This window comes from Pseudomonas sp. TREG-RG-20F-10-E-6-01 (genome assembly GCF_022662455.1).
Taxonomy (GTDB): domain Bacteria; phylum Pseudomonadota; class Gammaproteobacteria; order Pseudomonadales; family Pseudomonadaceae; genus Aquipseudomonas.
This window is the reverse complement of the sequence record NZ_JAKNQP010000002.1, coordinates 212,216-229,290: the sequence shown is the minus strand read 5'-3', so window position 1 is coordinate 229,290 and position 17,075 is coordinate 212,216. Positions and strand designations below refer to the sequence as shown.

At 61.5% G+C, this 17,075-nt stretch carries 15 protein-coding genes; 5 read left to right on the top strand and 10 right to left on the bottom strand.

The window, feature by feature from the left end:
• Positions 1-22 precede the first annotated feature (22 nt).
• Positions 23-5,020 carry a DUF6543 domain-containing protein gene (locus L8K08_RS07470; protein ID WP_242195526.1) on the top strand — a complete coding sequence of 1,666 codons (4,998 nt, stop codon included), beginning with the start codon at positions 23-25 and terminating at the stop codon, positions 5,018-5,020.
• On the opposite strand, the gene L8K08_RS07465 is transcribed toward L8K08_RS07470, so the two are convergent.
• The 3 genes from L8K08_RS07465 to L8K08_RS07455 form a co-directional block, all read right to left on the bottom strand.
• Complete coding sequence (locus L8K08_RS07465) at positions 4,995-5,636, bottom strand: LysE family translocator (protein ID WP_169367315.1); 642 nt, start codon at positions 5,634-5,636, stop codon at positions 4,995-4,997. The two genes, L8K08_RS07470 and L8K08_RS07465, sit on opposite strands and share 26 nt — an antisense overlap.
• A gap of 67 nt (positions 5,637-5,703) precedes the next feature.
• Complete coding sequence (locus tag L8K08_RS07460) at positions 5,704-7,050, bottom strand: NCS2 family permease (RefSeq protein WP_242195524.1); 1,347 nt, start codon at positions 7,048-7,050, stop codon at positions 5,704-5,706.
• A gap of 188 nt (positions 7,051-7,238) precedes the next feature.
• Entirely contained in the window at positions 7,239-7,673 is a 435-nt protein-coding gene (locus L8K08_RS07455) for a MarR family transcriptional regulator (RefSeq protein ID WP_145158776.1), read from the bottom strand.
• A gap of 81 nt (positions 7,674-7,754) precedes the next feature.
• Between L8K08_RS07455 and L8K08_RS07450 the strand changes: the two genes are divergently transcribed.
• Positions 7,755-8,921, top strand: a complete 1,167-nt coding sequence (locus L8K08_RS07450; RefSeq protein WP_242195522.1) for a PLP-dependent aminotransferase family protein — start codon at positions 7,755-7,757, stop codon at positions 8,919-8,921.
• Positions 8,922-8,931: 10 nt separating this feature from the next.
• Entirely contained in the window at positions 8,932-9,534 is a 603-nt protein-coding gene (locus L8K08_RS07445; protein WP_145158772.1) for a glutathione S-transferase family protein, read from the top strand.
• A 347-nt stretch (positions 9,535-9,881) separates the two neighbouring features.
• Here L8K08_RS07445 and L8K08_RS07440 read toward each other — a convergent pair whose 3' ends face one another.
• The 5 genes from L8K08_RS07440 to L8K08_RS07420 all read right to left on the bottom strand — a co-directional run bounded on the left by L8K08_RS07440 (position 9,882) and on the right by L8K08_RS07420 (position 12,665).
• The gene (locus tag L8K08_RS07440; protein WP_242195519.1) at positions 9,882-10,253 is read right to left on the bottom strand and encodes a glutathione S-transferase N-terminal domain-containing protein; all 372 of its coding nucleotides are present in this window, start codon (positions 10,251-10,253) and stop codon (positions 9,882-9,884) included.
• A gap of 102 nt (positions 10,254-10,355) precedes the next feature.
• Entirely contained in the window at positions 10,356-10,901 is a 546-nt protein-coding gene (gene folE / locus L8K08_RS07435) for a GTP cyclohydrolase I FolE (protein ID WP_003442011.1), read from the bottom strand.
• Between the two features lie 78 nt (positions 10,902-10,979).
• On the bottom strand, positions 10,980-11,537 hold the full coding sequence (locus tag L8K08_RS07430) for a Smr/MutS family protein (protein WP_242195516.1): 558 nt from the start codon (positions 11,535-11,537) through the stop codon (positions 10,980-10,982).
• A gap of 75 nt (positions 11,538-11,612) precedes the next feature.
• Positions 11,613-11,933 (bottom strand): hypothetical protein, encoded by a 321-nt coding sequence (locus L8K08_RS07425; protein WP_053257227.1) that lies wholly within the window; start codon positions 11,931-11,933, stop codon positions 11,613-11,615.
• Positions 11,934-12,074: 141 nt separating this feature from the next.
• Positions 12,075-12,665 carry a cysteine hydrolase family protein gene (locus L8K08_RS07420; RefSeq protein WP_242195513.1) on the bottom strand — a complete coding sequence of 197 codons (591 nt, stop codon included), beginning with the start codon at positions 12,663-12,665 and terminating at the stop codon, positions 12,075-12,077.
• Positions 12,666-12,904: 239 nt separating this feature from the next.
• On the opposite strand from L8K08_RS07420, the gene prmB reads away from it, so the two are divergent.
• On the top strand, positions 12,905-13,813 hold the full coding sequence (gene prmB, locus L8K08_RS07415) for a 50S ribosomal protein L3 N(5)-glutamine methyltransferase (RefSeq protein ID WP_106576533.1): 909 nt from the start codon (positions 12,905-12,907) through the stop codon (positions 13,811-13,813).
• Between the two features lie 140 nt (positions 13,814-13,953).
• Here the strand turns inward: prmB and L8K08_RS07410 are convergent, their stop codons facing one another.
• Positions 13,954-14,760, bottom strand: a complete 807-nt coding sequence (locus L8K08_RS07410; RefSeq protein ID WP_242195510.1) for a hypothetical protein — start codon at positions 14,758-14,760, stop codon at positions 13,954-13,956.
• A gap of 99 nt (positions 14,761-14,859) precedes the next feature.
• Positions 14,860-15,822 (bottom strand): alpha/beta fold hydrolase, encoded by a 963-nt coding sequence (locus L8K08_RS07405; RefSeq protein WP_242195507.1) that lies wholly within the window; start codon positions 15,820-15,822, stop codon positions 14,860-14,862.
• Between the two features lie 143 nt (positions 15,823-15,965).
• Here L8K08_RS07405 and aroC point away from each other — a divergent pair, with 143 nt between their 5' ends.
• Positions 15,966-17,057, top strand: a complete 1,092-nt coding sequence (gene aroC, locus L8K08_RS07400) for a chorismate synthase (RefSeq protein ID WP_145158765.1) — start codon at positions 15,966-15,968, stop codon at positions 17,055-17,057.
• The last annotated feature ends 18 nt before the right edge of the window (positions 17,058-17,075 follow it).

Sequence of the window (17,075 nt, the reverse complement as noted above, 5' to 3'; positions counted from 1 at the left end):
TCAACTGCGCAAAGCATTTGAGATGGAACCGGACACTCTGCTGTTTACCGAGACCAAGCGCCCAGGCGCACCGCAGATCATCAACAGCTTGAACGAGCGGGCCCTGTCGCTGCTGGCACGGCCCTCGGTGCCTATCAATGTCAATCAATTCACCACGCTCAGCATAAAAGGGCAGCCAAGCCGTCGGTTGCCCTATACCCCTTTGCAAGCCTTGCAGCGCGTCATTGCGATGCGGCTTTTTGAGCGGCTGGTGCAGGCGGCAGACCACTATTGGGACACCTTGGCGCGGGGCTCATGGCTCACACGCCGCGAGCGCTGGGTTGAGCTGCACACTGAACTGTTCGCTGACCGGGCCTTCATGGCACGGCAACTGGATGAGCTGTCACCGGCGGGCATGAGCCTGGTGCAGGCCGTGATCGATGCCCCGACCGCGACGGCACGCCAACGTGCAGGCGGGGATTGGGCCAGCGTACGGGTGGGCCTGCTGATGTGGCCCGGAACACCCGCGGTGGTGATGCCAGGCGTATTGCACTTTTATCGTGAGGGTGATCCCGCGCAGGCGCCGCAGGTGGTGTACCTGCCGGGTGTGGCCCGCACGTTCTACGAGTACCCGTCTTTTGCCGCCCTGCAGGAAGGCCTGTTGCCGCTGGACCGAGCGCAGCTGGACATGCTCTGGCAGGGGTTGGTGGCAAGTCGTCGCACTGGGTTATGCCCGCCCGCGCAGTTGTCTGCGGCGGGCGGTTTTGTGCGCGGCCTGGAGGTGCTCGACGACGCGTTGGCGCTGAGCGCGCAAGCGTTGTTGCGCGGGCAATGGAATACCGAATTGGCGTGTGCCGTGAGGGTCGATCCTCCCTTTGTTGCTGCACAACCGCCTCGGCCGGTGGCTGTCGCCGCGTTACTCGCGCAGGTGGAAGGGGCGCGAGAGCAGTGGGTTGGCAGCGCTCGGCTTGGCGCTCTTGCTGACCCGCTGCTCAAATGGGACCAGCAACGACGCAGCGCAGAAATAATCTTTGCCAGTACCTCACCCGGCTTGGCCTTGCGCACTGCGCAGCAGCAGGTCAAGCGTTACGAAAAAGGTCTGCTGGCCTTGCTGGATCCGTATGAGCCCGGCATCGAGACCCTCGCTTATCAGCAATTCACAGCGCTGAAGGCGCAGCTCGCGGCCCATGCCCAGGCGCTGAATTCGTTGCTGCAGGGTGCAGAGCACCGGCTGCTCGATCTGAAGTTCTGGACCGAGCGCCCCGGTGGCGCGCAAACGCCCAGGCGTACTTCGTTGTTCATGCATGCCCAAGCCGAGGCACTGCGCTGCGAGGTTCAGCTGCAACACCGTCTCAAACTGCTGGGCACGGCCCACCGCGACCTGATTATCGACGTGCTGGACCCGCCTTCGCCCGCGGCGCGGCCGGGCAGCCAAACCCAGGTGCTTTCAATCGCCGTGGGCAGTGAGCCCGATGCTTTTTATCCCCTGCATAATGTGTGGCTGGTGACCACCGCGGCCGCGCTGAGGGTGCCGGCCCGCCAGCTTCCGGTGGTGTTCTACGCCTTTGGGGAAGAGGGCGGGGTGCTGGGTTTTGCCGGGCTGGATGCCTTGACCCGAAGCGTCAAGGCGAGCCTCGGCAGCCGGGACGGCTCGGTGCTGTGGGGCGGTATCGAGCATGACAAGCGCAGCGATTTGCGCGCACATGCGCTGCGTGAAACCTTGGCTGTGCGCTACGTCCCCATCGACGGCAAGCCTGCATTGGCCGCGTTGAAAAAACTGCTCGGTTGCTACGATCGCCTGCACAAAAGCACTGAAGACATCACGCGTATATTCAGCGAAGTGACGCAGGTCGGGCTCAGTCGCGCGCTGCTGCTGGCGGGGCTGGCGCAACAGCTCAAGGTTCCGGCCAATAGTGCCCTGAGCCAGGCTCAGGCGAACATCGAGTTACTGCGCAAGGCCGCGTCTGAAGCGCAAAAAATGCCGGCGGGCTGGGTGGGCGCCACGCGTGCCCAGCGTAAACGCTTCAAACGTTCGCAGCGTTTTTACCTCAGCAGCGCCTTCGCCTTCCAGACGCGGCTTGAGCAGCACCTGCCCGATTTGGACACGTTTGCCCGCCGTGCCTTGACGGCCCGTTTGCAGCAGGACGGCGTCCCTGCGTCGTGGCTGATCGACCAGCCCTTTATTGAGATGCCTGATGATGTTCATGGCCAATTTTGTGGGTGGGCGAGCGGCTGCACTGTCGGTGATCGCACCATCGTCCTCACCCCGACCGCTACGCGTACCTCCTTCAGTCTGCTGCAACTGGCGCTGCACAACCTCGACCCGCTGGCGCCCTGGACGCAATGGCGATTGAACCGCGCCCGCTTTCTGCAACCTGAATGGCGACACCGGCTCAATGCCGGGTATTTGATCCAGATGGTCGCTTCGCTGGATATCGGCGGGCGGTACGACGCATTGATCAACCGCGCTTTTTATCCGCCTGCCGGCACCGATCGCGCCCTCAGCGAAGGACGCATTTCGCCCTTATTGAATCGCGCGTTGCACGCAGGCGTTGACCACCACCTGTTCCTGGCGCGGCAAGGCGGGCTGTCGGCGAACGCGCAAAGTGTGTTTAGCACCGCCATGGCGGCCCGCATGCCGCCAGACCTGCTGAACAACCCGCATGAGTTGCAACTGCACGTGGTGCACCTGGTGGGCCATACGATGCAGCACGACCGCTATGTCGCAGGCATTGTGGTGGTGCACGACAAGCGCTCCGGGTGTTGCGTGGTCTACTGGCCCGATGCCCCGCAAGCCTGGGTTCTCACCGAGTACAGCGACCTGCAACAGGCCCTTGCTGCATTGAACCGTATCGGCGCATCGGCCGATAACGCCAAAGTGCTCGCGCGACAGGTCGCACCTGGCTGGGCATTTGAGGCAATCACCCACCATCCGGACCGCGCCGATAGCCCAGGTCACCTGTTCAGCACGCTTGATCTGCCGCCTGCATTTTTTATGGTGAAGGGGATTTGGCGGGGGCTTGGCTTTATTCGCTCCTTTAACATCAAGCACCTGGAGCCGACGGCGTTGCTGGATGAGATCCAGGCCCTCACCCTTGAGCAGATTGCCAGTGATCCGCAGGGCTGGCTGGCGATTGTCGCCACCTCTCACAGCGACGCCGGGGCATTGCTCTACCACGCCAGCGTGCTCGAGCTGCAGCGCCGCACTCAAGCCGCCAGCCATTCTGGCAAGGCGCTGCAGGCCTACCGCGCGCGCCGCCTTGGTGAGCAAAGCGAGACACGTACGCGGGCGCTGGTGGGTTTTTTCTGCCCGATGTACGGGGTTTTCAATCAATTCCATGAACTGCTGCTTATGGCGCGGCGTTATCACCGCTTTGGCGACGCTCACACGGCGGTCGATGTGGGTTTTATGAGCGCGTTTCTGGCGATCGATTTGTTACTTAACTTTATTCCCGGCCCCGCCAGGGTGCCGGTTGCGGCGGCTCGTATGGCGCGGCCCGCCGCGCGGGCTGTGCTGGGGCGTATCCATCGTCTGCGCATGAGGGCCAGCGGGCTTGACCGCCTGGCGCCGCCGCCGGTGGCTCAACTCAAGGACCTGGAGCGTTTCAAAATCAAGGGGGTGCCTCAAGGGGCTGTGGCGTTGAAAGGTGTTGGTGAAAAAGGCGTGTATGTCAAAGATGGCGAGCTGTTCGTGGCGGATGACTCACACCATTACCCGCTTTATCGGCGCGGCAACGAACACGCGTTGCGCCTGAAAAACCGGCAGGCGCCTGGGCAAGACGAACTGATAGTGAACGTGCACCAGCCCGGGGAGTGGTTACTGGGCGCGGATGCGCCTCAGCCGGTGGCGGGGACGAGTTCGACGCTGCTCAGCCCGTGGCGTGCGCCAGTGCAGGCCCCCCCGGACTGGCAGCCACCGACGGTGCGCGCCGCCACGCACAACCGCATCTATCGGTCACCGGCGCCGGACCCCTATTGGTTCGAATGGCGTGTTCCGGATGCGACGGGGCAGGTGTCCGGCCTCTCGGCGTTCGGCACGTTTCATGTGCACATGGAGCCGCCGGGATTTCCCTACGATGCCGTCTACATCGGGCCCCGGTATGACAGCCTCGCCGCTTCGGGGGCGGGTTATTACAGAGTGCTTCACCAGGGCGACAATGCGCCCTGGAATGGCATCGCGTTTATCACCCGCAATGAGCCGCTGGTCTCGCTTGCCCGTGTTGATATTGAACGTTGGACGAGCACTGCGATGGGGGGACAGCCCATTCCGATATCACGCGGCGTATCGGGTGAGTGGCAGGTGCATGCACCGTTGTTTGACCGGCCACTGGAGCAGTCCGTGGGGCAGGCGTTCCCCAGCATGACCCGCCGCAGCCAGGCATTGGCAGCCGCAAGGCTGATTGAACTGGCCGATTCTTCGCGCTCGGCGACGGCCACGCACCTGCTCAATATCCGCTCGACGCTGGACAATTGGCTGATGTCGACTCCCAACGGGCCGGGTCAGACAGATGATTTGCTGAGAATGTTACGGCCCACTGAAAGGACGGGCAGGGCGCTGCACATCGGTTACGAGGGCAAGGCCCCCGGTTTCACGCGTGTCGACTTCCGGGCCGTCGGGTTAGACCCTGCGTTGCAATCCGGCGGTGGTGAGGTCAAGCCTCAGCGGATCATCGCGCAGCGCGCCGCAGTCAAGCACGCGCTGGAGCAGCAAGGGTTCAACGTGCAGGAACTGCAGCTCAGGCACGGGCGCAAGCCCACGCATGAGTTGATCGCGACCCATCCTTCTTCCCCTTCAAACACGCTGTACTACGTGTCCATCCATTGGATCGAGAGAGGCACGGTGAGGCTGGAAACCCGGCTGACGGACCGGTGGTTTGACGCCGCAATCAATACGCATCCCCGGTCGGTTGCGTTGATGGGCGTCAAGAGCGCCATGAACGAAAATCGCCTGGCTCGGATCGTTGCCGGCATTCAATGGCCTACGACGCAGGCGGCCCGCCCGAGCGTCTACTTTGTCAAAGTGAGCCCGTCCTCGCCTTGATCAGCGACACCATGCCCGCGGCGCCGAACAGTGCGGCGCTGACGCGATTGAACCAGCTCTGGCCACTGCCGCTGCGCAGGTAGCGCGCTGCCCCATGGGCGCCCAGGCCGTAGGCCAGCTTGCACAGCAAGTCGAGTACGGTCCAGGTGGCAATCATGATCAGTAATTGCGGCAGGAACGCGTGCTCGCTGCTGAGAAACTGCGGCAAGAAGGCGGCAAAGAACAGGATGTCCTTGGGGTTGCTGGCGCCCAGCACAAATGCGCGACCGAACAAGGCGCGAAAACGCGGTGTGGCCACGGCCTGGGGCACCACGGCGCCCTGGGCCGGTTGGCGCGATTGCTGCCAGCTCTGCCAGGCGAGGTAAAACAGGTACAGCGCACCGACGACCTTCAGGGCGCTGAACAACTGCTCCGAGGCCAGCAGCAATGCGCCCAGCCCCAATGCCGAGGCACTCAACAGGCAGATCGAGGCGAACACGCCGCCCAGAAACGCCGGGTAGGAACGGCGCAGGCCGTAGTTCAGGCTGTTGCTGATCATCAACAGCGACAGCGGGCCGGGGATCAGGATCACGATCAATGCAGCGCCACTGAACAGCAGCCAGGTTTCCAGGGTCATTTATAGTCCTCCATTCGTACAAAAGCCCCACCCGAAGGTGAGGCGGTTTTCGGCCGTTTCCTGCGAACTACAGGAAGATGAACTTCGCGATGAAAATCGCGCACAGCACCCACAGGCTGATGGAAATCTCGCGGTACTTGCCGGTGCCGGCCTTGAGCGCCACATACGTGATGAAGCCCAGGGCGATGCCGTCGGCAACCGAGAACGTCAGCGGCATCATGATCGCGGTCACGATGGCCGGGATGCTGTCGGTGGCCTCATCCCAATTGATATGGGCCATGCTCGCCATCATCAGCATTGCTACGTAAATCAGCGCACCGGCGGTGGCATAGGCAGGAATCATGCCCGCCAAGGGCGCGAAAAACATTGCTGCCACAAACAGCACGCCCACGGTCACGGCGGTCAACCCGGTGCGACCGCCCGCGGCGACACCGGCGGCACTTTCTACATAACTGGTCACCGGCGGCACACCGACCATGGCGCCAAACACGCTGGAGGCACTGTCGGCTTTCAGCGCGCGGGACAGGTTATGAATCTTGCCATCGGCGCCCACCAGCCCGGCGCGTTGCGCAACGCCCATCAGTGTACCGGCAGTGTCGAACATGTGTACAAAAAGAAACGCAAATACAACGCTGATCATGCTGACATTGAATACACCCTTCACGTCCATGGCCATCCAGGTCGGCGCCAGGCTGGGCGGGGTGGAGAGAATGCCGTTGTAGTGCACCAGGTCCAGGCTCCAACCGGCCAGGGTGACCGCGATGATGCTGATGAGGATTGCGCCGAACACCCGGTGATAGCTGAGGATCGCGATCAGCAAAAAGCACACCGCCGCCAGCAGGGGCGCAGGCTCGTGCAGCGACCCCAGCTTGATCAGCGTGGCCGGGCTGTCGACGATGATGCCGGCGGTTTTCAGGCCGATCACCCCCAGAAACAGGCCGACACCCGCGCCCATGGCGTGGCGCAGGCTGACGGGAATACTGTTGAGCAGCCACTCACGTACACGGGACAGGGTCAGGCCCATGAACAACACCCCGGAAACAAACACCGCGCCCAGCGCCGTTTCCCAGTGATAGCCCATGGTGCCGACCACGGTGTAGGTGAAAAACGCGTTCAAGCCCATGCCGGGCGCCAGGCCCACGGGCCAGTTGGCGTAAAGGCCCATCAGCAGGCAACCGAGCGCAGCGGCGATGCACGTGGCGACAAACGCCGCACCGTGATCTATGCCCGCATCGGCCATGATGTTCGGGTTGACGAAGATGATGTAGGCCATGGTGATGAACGTGGTGAGGCCGGCGATCAGTTCGGTCTTCACTGTGGTGCCATGCAAACGCAGTTTGAACAGGCGTTCCAGCCAACCGCCTTGCGGCGCGGAGAGGTCCAGCGTTGGGGCTTCGGATTTGCGGCTTTCCACAGCGAGTACTCCTCAAGAGTTTTATTGTTATTTCCAGCGCCGGTCACAGGTGTGGGCAACAGCGCTTTGAGGTACTGGCGGGTTTTTGTTGACCAATAGGTCAGGAACTCGCACGAAGCGAATTATGCTTTTGTATACAAATAAAGCAAATAATGTTTTCGATTATGTGTTCGAAACAAGATGAAAGGCTAATTCACGGCACTCAGCGCCTGATTCACCGCCAGCCATCCCGCCACCGCGTCTTCGCCGGCTTCGCTGAAGGCGCGCTGCAGCAGCTTCACCTGTTCGCGGCGCAGGGACTGCTCGAAACGCTGGCCCTCGTCGCTCAATTCCAACAGGCGTTTACGCTTGTCGGTCTCGGACGCCACGCTGTTTACCAAGTGCATTTCCTGCAGCTGTCGCAACGGTATGTTCAACGCCTGCTTGCTCACGCCGAGCAACTCCAGCAGTTGCTTCACGCTCAAGGCGGGGTAGCGCGCGATAAAAAACACGATGCGCTGGTGCACACGGCTCAGGCCTCGGCGTTCGAGCATCTCGTCGGCCTTGGCGGTAAAGGCCTGGTAGCCGAAAAAGAACGCTTCCATGGCTTGTTGCTGGCTGCTCTGGGTTTTAAGGTCAAGCATATTGACGTATCTACTCAAGTCGGCGTAATTTCGGTCAAGCAGTTTGACGTATTTTCCATGCGCTTTGCCACCGGTGACCTTATGGCCTTCTCTGAACGTGTTACGCGCCTCAAAAGCTCCTTGATCCGTGAAATCCTTGCCGCAGCCCAGCGCCCGGAAGTGATGTCGTTCGCCGGCGGCCTGCCGGCCGAAGCCATGCTGCCGGCACTGAACTGGGACGGCATGCCGCTCACCCTCGGCCAATATGGCATGAGCGAAGGCGAACCGCAGTTGCGCGAAATGCTCGCCGCCCAGGCCCGCGCGTTGGGCGTACCGTGCCAGGCGAGCCAGGTGCTGGTGGTCAGCGGGTCCCAGCAAACCCTGGACCTGGCAGCCAAACTGTATATCGACAAGGGCACCAAGGTTCTGCTGGAAGGCCCGACTTACCTGGCGGCGTTGCAGATCTTCCAACTGTTCGGCGCCGATTGCCTGACTGTGCAACTGGAGGCCGACGGTCCCAACCTCGCCACCTTGCGCAGCCTCCTTGAACACCATCGCCCGGCGTTCATCTACCTGATCCCGACGTTCCAGAACCCTTCGGCCGTACGCTACAGCGAGGCCAAGCGCGCGGCCGTCGCCGCTTTGCTCGATGAGTTCGGCGTCACCCTGATCGAAGACGAACCCTACCGCGAACTGAGCTTCGACGGCGCCAGTGCACAGCCCATCGCCGGCCGCCTGAAAAAAGCCAGCTGGATCTACACCGGCACCGTCTCCAAGACCCTGCTGCCGGGCCTGCGCATCGGCTACCTGATCGCCAGCCCGGATCTGTTCCCGCATTTGCTCAAGCTCAAGCAATCGGCGGACCTGCACACCAACCGCGTCGGCCAGTGGCAGGCCATGCAGTGGATCGGCACCCAGAAATACCAGCAGCACCTGGCGCAACTGCGCCGCTTTTACCGCGAGCGCCGCGACGCATTTCAGGCCGCGCTGGAGCGTCATTTTGGCGATCTGGCTGACTGGCAGACGCCTGAGGGCGGATTATTCTTCTGGCTGACCTTGAAACAACCGCTCGACACCCGCACCTTGTTGGCGCAAGCATTGGATCAGGACGTCGCGTTCATGCCCGGTGAACCGTTCTTTTCCGAGCCCGATCAACACCTCGGCTCGTTGCGCCTCAATTTCAGCCATATCGACCCGGCCCGTCTGGACGAAGGTCTCAAGCGCCTGGCCGCGGTGGTCCGTCAAGCACAGCACGCGCAAGCGGCATAAGGGGAGCCCCATGTACAAGGTTTATGGCGATTACAAGTCGGGCAACTGTTACAAGGTCAAATTGATGCTCAATCTGTTGGGCATCGAGTACCAATGGATCGATGTCGATATTCTCAAGGGCGACACCCAGACCGCCGAATTCCTGGCCAAGAACCCCAACGGCAAGATCCCGGTGCTGGAACTGGAAGATGGCACCTGCCTGTGGGAGTCCAACGCGATCCTGAACTTCCTGGCGGACGGCAGCGAGTTTCTGCCGGCTGAGCCACGCCTGCGTACCCAAGTGCTGCAATGGCAGTTTTTCGAGCAATACAGCCATGAGCCCTATATCGCGGTGGCGCGGTTTATCCAGTTCTACCTGAACATGCCGCAAGACCGACTGGAGGAATACAAAAACACCCATAAGGGCGGCTACAAGGCGTTGAGGGTGATGGAGCGTCAGTTGCAAGCCACGCCCTACCTGGTAGGCGAGCAATATTCGATTGCCGATATCGCGCTGTACGCCTACACCCACGTGGCTCATGAAGGGGGTTTTGACCTGACGCCGTACCCGGCGGTGCAGGCGTGGCTCAAGCGTGTGGCCAGCCATCCCAAACATGTGGCGATGCTGGACTGAACACAGGTCCAAACGTGGGGGCGGGCTTGCTCGCCAAGGGTGGGCAGTCACTGATGATTCGACTGATCCACCGCTTTCGCGAGCAAGCCCGCTCCCACCTTTAGCTGTCTGTTGTGGCAGACAGTTGATCCTTCAGCAATTCAAGACAGCGCTGCGCCGCCGGGCTCAAACCCGTGCAGCCGCCGATTCCGGCAACTGCCTGGGCTTGGCCTTGTTGGATATCGAATTGGCAACGCCGAACTAATGTGGGAGCTGGCTTGCCTGCGATAGCGTCACCTCGGTGTCACTGATAAATCGAGGTGTCTGCATCGCAGGCAAGCCCGCTCCCACACTGACAGCGGTGTTTATCAGACTGCGGCGAACCGCTTGTCGAGGTACTCAATGATCACCTTGGAGTCATACATCCAAGTGGTCTGGCCATTTTCTTCAATGCGCAGGCACGGCACTTTGATCTTGCCGCCTTGCTCCAGCAGGGTCTGGCGATCTTGCGCATTGTTCTTCGCGTCCTTCAACGCCACCGGCACATTCAGACGGTGCAACGTACGACGGGTCTTCACGCAGAACGGGCAGGCGTGGAACTGATACAGGGTCAGGTCCTTGGCCGCAGCGTTCACCTGCGCCTGTTGTTCGGCGGGGCGCTGCTTTTTGCGTGGGCGGGTAATGAAGTCGCCCGCGATGATGACGTGGCCGAGGCCCACTCGAAGTGCTTTGACGAACATGGCTGAAAACCTCTTGCCCATGAAGAAGGGGCCGCAGCTTACCTGAAATTTGTAGGCGAAAAAAAACCGGCGATGAACGCCGGTTTTTTCCTGCACAGCCTGTTACTTGATCAGGCTGAGAAACTCGCTGCGCGTGGCCGCGTTTTCGCGGAACTCACCCAGCATCACCGAGGTGATCATCGAAGAATTCTGTTTCTCTACACCGCGCATCATCATGCACATGTGCTTGGCTTCGATCACCACGGCCACGCCCAGCGCGCCGGTGACTTGCATCACGGCATCGGCGATCTGGCGGCTGAGGTTTTCCTGGATCTGCAGGCGGCGCGCATACATGTCGACAATCCGCGCCACTTTCGACAGGCCCAGCACTTTGCCGCTCGGGATATACGCGACGTGAGCCTTACCGATAAACGGCAGCAGGTGGTGTTCGCACAGCGAGTACAGCTCGATGTCCTTGACCAGCACCATTTCGCTGTTGTCGGAGCTGAACAAGGCACCGTTGGTGACTTCTTCGAGTGTCTGTTCATAGCCGCGGCAAAGGTACTGCATCGCCTTGGCGGCACGCTTTGGCGTGTCGAGCAGGCCCTCGCGGGAAACGTCCTCGCCGAGTTGGCCGAGGATCGCGGTGTAATTCTGTTCCAGGGACATGAAACTACCTGTGGGATTTTCGCAAAGCGCAAGGTTACGGTGGCGGACACATCGCTGCAAGCCTGTCGATGGCACTTGTTACTCGTCGCGCCCCTCCATCATGGTGCGCTTGAGCATCACATACACCGCGCCCGCGCCGCCGTGGCGGGCCTGGCAAGAGGTAAAACCGAGCACTTGGGCATGCTGGCGCAGCCAAGTGTTGACGTGGCTCTTGATCATCGGCCGCTTGCCATCCAACCGCACGGCCTTGCCGTGGGTGACGCGCACGCAGCGGATTTCGAATTTGGTCGCTTCGGCCAGGAAGGCCCAGAGGGTTTCGCGGGCTTTTTCGACGTTCATGCCGTGCAGGTCAAGGCTGCCCTCTAACGGGATCTGGCCGATCTTGAGCTTGCGCATCTGGCTTTCCTGCACGCCGTCGCGGGCCCACATCAACTCGTCTTCGGGGCCTACGTCGATTACGAACTGGTCCGACAGGCCATCCACGGTGGTGGCATCGGTGCGCACGGTCGCGGCCTGGCGCAGCGTGGCGATCTGCGCCCGGTCGGTCTTGGGTTTGCCGGTGTCGGCACGGTCGTGCTTGATCGGCTTGACGCCGCGCAGCTCGTTTTTGAACAGGGAAAAATCGTCGTCTTGCATGTCAGCCTCCGCGAAGGGCGGGCAGTTTACCTAAATCGCGGCGGCCGGGGCGCAGGAAACGCTATCCAAGCGCCATCAGTCGTGCTTTTTCATCAGGTGTGAGGCGATGTTCAGCGACAGCGGCTGGCGCATCCGCCGACGGCTGCGACGCCATAACCAGACGCCCAGCCAGAGCACCAACAGGCCGATCACCAACAAAATTGCCGAGCCGCCCGGGCTGGCATTCAGTTCGCCGAGTGCCGGCGAATGACCAAACAAACCGGCGCCACCGGCACCAGCCAGCAGCAAACCTACAATGGCCAGCAGCGCGGCAAAGCCGGCCACCAGGCGCAGACGCCAGTTGCTCGGGCCCTTGGGGCGCAAGCGACGAGCGTCAAAACCATCGGATATCTTCATTCCGACCTTTCCTCCAGGGTATCGGCCCTTCGACCGGAAGATACACAGGTTGTTCCTGTACCAGAGGCAATTGCAGAAAATGAAAAGGTTTTGCGGATGAGCGGGGCAATAAACACGCCGCGCCGCTCATCAGAAGGTCAATCAGGTCAGATCTTTGGTCAACGCGAGGGTCGCGAAGTTATCGGCCATGATGGCCATTTCGGTCTGTTGCACATGTTCAGCGCTAAGGATGCCGCCTTTGTAAGGCAGGTCGCGCGTGGCGCAGGCGTCTTCCACCAGGGTGCAGCGAAAGCCCAGGTTCTTGGCGGCGCGCACGGTTGTGCTGACGCTGGAATGGCTCATGAAGCCACAGACGATAAGGTCCAGAGAGCCGAGATCCTGCAGGTGTTTTTCCAGCCCGGTGCCGTGAAACGCGCTCGGCAGCAGTTTGCCGATGATGGTTTCGTCACCGAGTGGTTCCAGGCCGGGAATGAATTCACCGCGCTCGCCCTGCGGGTCGAACAGGCCACCGACGGTGCCAAGGTGACGTACATGCACGATCGGACGCCCGGCATTGCGCGCGGCAGCAACCAACTGCTTGATGTTTTCGACCGCCGCGTCCATGCCCGAGAGGGCGAGTGGACCGCTGAGGTATTCCTTTTGGGCGTCGATGATCACGAGGGTCGCATGGTTCAGGTTGGCTGCTGCGTAACCGCGACCGCTGAGTTGAAACATCGTCTTTGGAACGGACATTCTGGGGCTCCTGTGAGGGGGGCTTTTGTGACATTGTCCACTGGCTGAGCGGTTCTGTGAATCGCTACCATCGTAAGGTACGCCGTTGTTGACGTGCAGCCATGTCAAGTGGGCGGCTTGTTTAAGCCCGCGATGGCAAATTGGATGAAATCCGACGGATGGCGAAGGGGTTTCGTACATCGTCGGTACAGGCGAAGGCTGTTAGAATCGCCAGTCGTTTTTTCCAGGAGCTTGTCCCCGTGATCACATCCCGCCTGCGCACACTGCGCGACCATATCCGTTGGGCTGTCAGCCGTTTCCATGGGGAAGACCTGTTTTTCGGCCATGGTACCGACAATGCCTGGGACGAAGCCCGGCAATTGGTGCTCGGTGCCTTGCACCTGCCTTGGGAAATTGCCGACAGCTACCTGGACTGCAACCTGGAAGAAGAGGAAATTTCCCACGTTCAGCGCTTGCTGCACCGCCGTATCCATGAGCGTGTACCCACCGCTTACCTGTTGAAGGAAGCCTGGTTCTGCGGCATGTCGTTTATCGTCGACGAGCGTGTGCTGATCCCGCGTTCACCGATTGGCGAACTGATCGAAAACCGCTTCGAACCCTGGCTGGCCCAGCCACCGGCGCGCATTCTCGACCTGTGCACCGGCTCCGGTTGCATTGGTATCGCGTGCGCCTACGAGTTCCAGGACGCCGAAGTGGTGCTGGGCGACCTGTCCTTCGAAGCGCTGGAGGTGGCCAACCAGAACATCGAGCGCCATGGCGTCGACGAGCGCGTCTACACCGTGCAGGGCGACGGCTTCGACGGTTTGCCGGGTCAGCGGTTTGATCTGATCGTGTCCAACCCGCCGTACGTGGATGCCGAAGACTTCGCCGACATGCCTGACGAATACCAGCACGAGCCGGAGTTGGGCCTGGCCTGCGGCGATGATGGCTTGAACCTGGTGCGCCGGATGTTGGCTGAGGCCGCAGACCACCTCACCGAGAAAGGCTTGTTGATTGTCGAGGTTGGCAACAGCCAGGTGCACGTTGAGGCGCTATACCCGGAAGTCGACTTTGCCTGGCTGGAGTTCCAGCGCGGCGGGCATGGTGTGTTCATGCTGACGGCCGAGCAGTGCCGCGCGCATCAAGCGGTATTTGCTGCTCGGGTTTAAACCCACCCAACTGTAGAAACCGACCCTGAATGTGGGAGCGGGCTTGCCCGCGAAAGCGGTGTATCAGTCACTGATAAGTTGACTGTCATACCGCTTTCGCGAGCAAGCCCGCTCCCACATTTCAATTGCGTTCCAACGTGCTACCGGTGCGTGGCAATCCAGATCAGCAACCCCGCCTGAAACACCGTAAACGCCACCAAACAGGTGATGGTAAAGCGCAGCCCGCTGTCCTCACGCTTGAACTTGGTGACCTTTTCCTCTTCTTTGCGCAGTTTCACTTCTTGCTCGGCCAGGTTCTGCTCGGCCTGTTGCAGCATCTGCGCGGCTTCGAGGATTTCCACGAACTGCACCTTCTCGGTGTTCCAGCTGTCCAGCACGTCGCTGACCTTGCCCGGCTGCACGTTGCCTTTGAGGTGTTGCACATCGGCGTAGGCCACATCAAAGCCCTGGATACGCAGGAAGTGATCGCGACGCAGGCGCGTGGCTTCGTTCAGCGCGTCTTTATTGGCCAGGTCTACGCCGTCGACGCGGTAGTGTGACCACTTCTTTTTCGCCCACGCCGCGCCTTGAGCGACGAGGAAGCGGCCGATCCCGCGGTTGGCCGGTTCGATTTCCAGGCTGTTGCCCGGGCCGAAGTGCACGCGGTGCTTATCGTGATCGACCCAGATATCCAAGTGGTTCTGCTCGCGGCGCACTCGCTGGCCTGGCAACTGGATGACCATGCGCAACAGGCTGTGGTGTTTGTCATTGCGTTCGGCATAGCCGAACTGCACGAACCGCAACGGCCGCGCGCCGGTGGCACGGTCGGTGGCCAGGGGCGCCAGGCGCAGCATCTTGAAATGTTCGGCCTGCACGTCCGCCCACGGCAGGGCCGCTGCCTCGACGGCCTCGGTTTTTTCAGCCGCGGTGTCGGCAATAGGTTCTGGTGTAGCTTCTGTGGTTGTCATGCGGCGCGATCCTGTCCAAGCCCTGCAGGTCGACAGTCTTTTTACTGTCGACCCTGGGCTTATCGGCCGTTTTTCTCAGGACTGGAGGTAAATAGTCGCTTAACGGGGTTGAAGTCCGTCGATAAAGCGCACGATGCGCTCACCCAGCTCGGCGGCAAGCGGCAGTTTCGGGTCGTTGTAGGAGGCCAGTTGCTCTTTCACGTCCTTGGGCACAATGCGCATGACATGGTTCATGCCTTCGATCACCGTCAAGTGCGCGTCGGGCTTGGCGTTTTTCAGTTGCCGGGCATCTGCGACGCCCACCTGAATATCGTTGGTGCCCTGGATGATCAAGGCCGGCATGGTCAGCTTGGCGAACGCGGCTGACGGGTCGGCGCGAAACAGGCTGATCAGATAAGGCTGCACGCTGGGTCGGAAAATACCTTCCAGCGGGCCGGGCACATCGGCATCCACTTGGCCGGCCTTGAGGTGGTCGAGGATCTCGTTGCTGCGCAGCAACAGGGCAGGGGGCAGGTGATCGGCCAACTGCTGGCGGATCACCTGATCCACCGGCCGCGCACTGCCAGACAGAGAAATAACGCCGGCCGGATTCAGTTGCGGTGCGGCGAGCGCGGCAACCAGCGCGCCCTCGCTGTGGCCCAGGACGATCAGCGGGCCCATGCGGCTGTCGGCCTTGAGCAGCTTGCCCCAGGCCACGGCATCGGATACGTAGGCGTCCAGGGTCAGGTTGCGTTCATCCGGCGTGGCCGCCAGGCTGGCGGCCACGCCGCGCTTGTCGTAGCGCACGCTGGCAATGTTGTGTCGGGCAAGCACCCAGGCCAGGCGCTTGAGGCTGTCGTTGCGTGCGCCGTCGGCACTGTTGCCGTTACGGTCGGTAGGCCCTGAGCCGGCAATGATCAACACCACCGGCACTGGTTTGTCGGATTGGGGCAGTAAAAGCGAGCCAAACAGCTCGCCGTTGCCGGTGTCCAGGCTGATCGGCCGTTGCAGCACGACAGGGGAGGCGGCGAAGCCCAGGCTGGAAAACAGGGTGAGGGTTAAAAGCAGAACTCGCAGCATCATCGCGCCATCATCAGGAAGGTGCCGGTTGGACCAACGTCTACCGGTAAGGTTTCGAGGATGAACTAGTCGGTTAGCCTGCGTATACTGGCCGCCTTAAGTTATTACGGTTGACTTGATTCAACTGATTTCACGGAGCGCCCTGCATGTCCGGCAATACCTTCGGCAAGCTGTTCACTGTCACCACCGCGGGCGAAAGCCATGGCCCGGCATTGGTCGCCATTGTCGACGGCTGCCCGCCAGGCCTCGAGCTGTCTCTGGACGACCTGCAGCGCGAGCTCGACCGCCGCAAGCCCGGCACCAGCCGCCACACCACCCAGCGCCAGGAGCCCGACGAAGTCGAAATCCTCTCCGGCGTGTTCGAAGGCCGCACCACCGGTTGCGCCATCGGCCTGCTGATTCGCAACACCGACCAGAAGTCCAAGGACTATTCGGCGATCAAGGACCTGTTCCGCCCGGCCCACGCCGACTACACCTACCATCACAAATACGGCGAACGCGACTACCGTGGCGGTGGCCGCAGCTCGGCGCGCGAAACCGCGATGCGCGTGGCTGCCGGTGCCATCGCCAAGAAATACCTGGCCACTCAGGGCATCGTGATCCGCGGCTACATGAGCCAGCTGGGTCCGATCGAGATCCCGTTCAAGACCTGGGACAGCGTCGACGACAACGCTTTCTTCAGCCCCGACCCGGACAAAGTGCCGGAACTGGAAGCCTACATGGACCAGTTGCGCCGCGACCAGGACTCCGTCGGCGCGAAGATCACCGTGGTTGCCGAAGGCGTCAAACCTGGCTTGGGCGAGCCGATCTTCGACCGCCTCGACGCCGAGCTGGCCCATGCGCTGATGAGCATCAACGCGGTGAAGGGCGTGGAAATCGGCGCCGGTTTCGCCTGTGTGTCCCAGCGCGGCACCGAGCACCGCGATGAGCTGACCCCGCAGGGTTTCCTCAGCAACAACGCGGGCGGCATCCTCGGCGGTATTTCCTCGGGCCAACCGATCGTTGCGCACCTGGCCCTCAAGGCCACATCGAGCATCACCACGCCAGGCCGCTCGATTGATGTGCACGGCAACCCGGTGGATGTGATCACCAAGGGCCGCCATGACCCATGCGTCGGCATCCGTGCCACGCCGATTGCCGAAGCCATGATGGCCATCGTGTTGATGGACCACCTGCTGCGCAACCGCGGGCAAAATGCCGATGTGCACGTGAATACGCCGGTGCTGGGCCAGCTGTGACAGCCGGTGGCGGGCGGG

What these genes read in the sequence shown, in the direction of transcription:
- L8K08_RS07470 (WP_242195526.1), top strand. Translation starts at nt 23, where the DNA reads ATGGAACCGGACACTCTGCTGTTTACCGAGACCAAGCGCCCAGGCGCA.
- L8K08_RS07465 (WP_169367315.1), bottom strand. Translation starts at nt 5,636, where the DNA reads ATGACCCTGGAAACCTGGCTGCTGTTCAGTGGCGCTGCATTGATCGTG.
- L8K08_RS07455 (WP_145158776.1), bottom strand. Translation starts at nt 7,673, where the DNA reads ATGCTTGACCTTAAAACCCAGAGCAGCCAGCAACAAGCCATGGAAGCG.
- L8K08_RS07450 (WP_242195522.1), top strand. Translation starts at nt 7,755, where the DNA reads ATGGCCTTCTCTGAACGTGTTACGCGCCTCAAAAGCTCCTTGATCCGT.
- L8K08_RS07445 (WP_145158772.1), top strand. Translation starts at nt 8,932, where the DNA reads ATGTACAAGGTTTATGGCGATTACAAGTCGGGCAACTGTTACAAGGTC.
- L8K08_RS07440 (WP_242195519.1), bottom strand. Translation starts at nt 10,253, where the DNA reads ATGTTCGTCAAAGCACTTCGAGTGGGCCTCGGCCACGTCATCATCGCG.
- folE (WP_003442011.1), bottom strand. Translation starts at nt 10,901, where the DNA reads ATGTCCCTGGAACAGAATTACACCGCGATCCTCGGCCAACTCGGCGAG.
- L8K08_RS07430 (WP_242195516.1), bottom strand. Translation starts at nt 11,537, where the DNA reads ATGCAAGACGACGATTTTTCCCTGTTCAAAAACGAGCTGCGCGGCGTC.
- L8K08_RS07425 (WP_053257227.1), bottom strand. Translation starts at nt 11,933, where the DNA reads ATGAAGATATCCGATGGTTTTGACGCTCGTCGCTTGCGCCCCAAGGGC.
- L8K08_RS07420 (WP_242195513.1), bottom strand. Translation starts at nt 12,665, where the DNA reads ATGTCCGTTCCAAAGACGATGTTTCAACTCAGCGGTCGCGGTTACGCA.
- L8K08_RS07410 (WP_242195510.1), bottom strand. Translation starts at nt 14,760, where the DNA reads ATGACAACCACAGAAGCTACACCAGAACCTATTGCCGACACCGCGGCT.
- L8K08_RS07405 (WP_242195507.1), bottom strand. Translation starts at nt 15,822, where the DNA reads ATGATGCTGCGAGTTCTGCTTTTAACCCTCACCCTGTTTTCCAGCCTG.
- aroC (WP_145158765.1), top strand. Translation starts at nt 15,966, where the DNA reads ATGTCCGGCAATACCTTCGGCAAGCTGTTCACTGTCACCACCGCGGGC.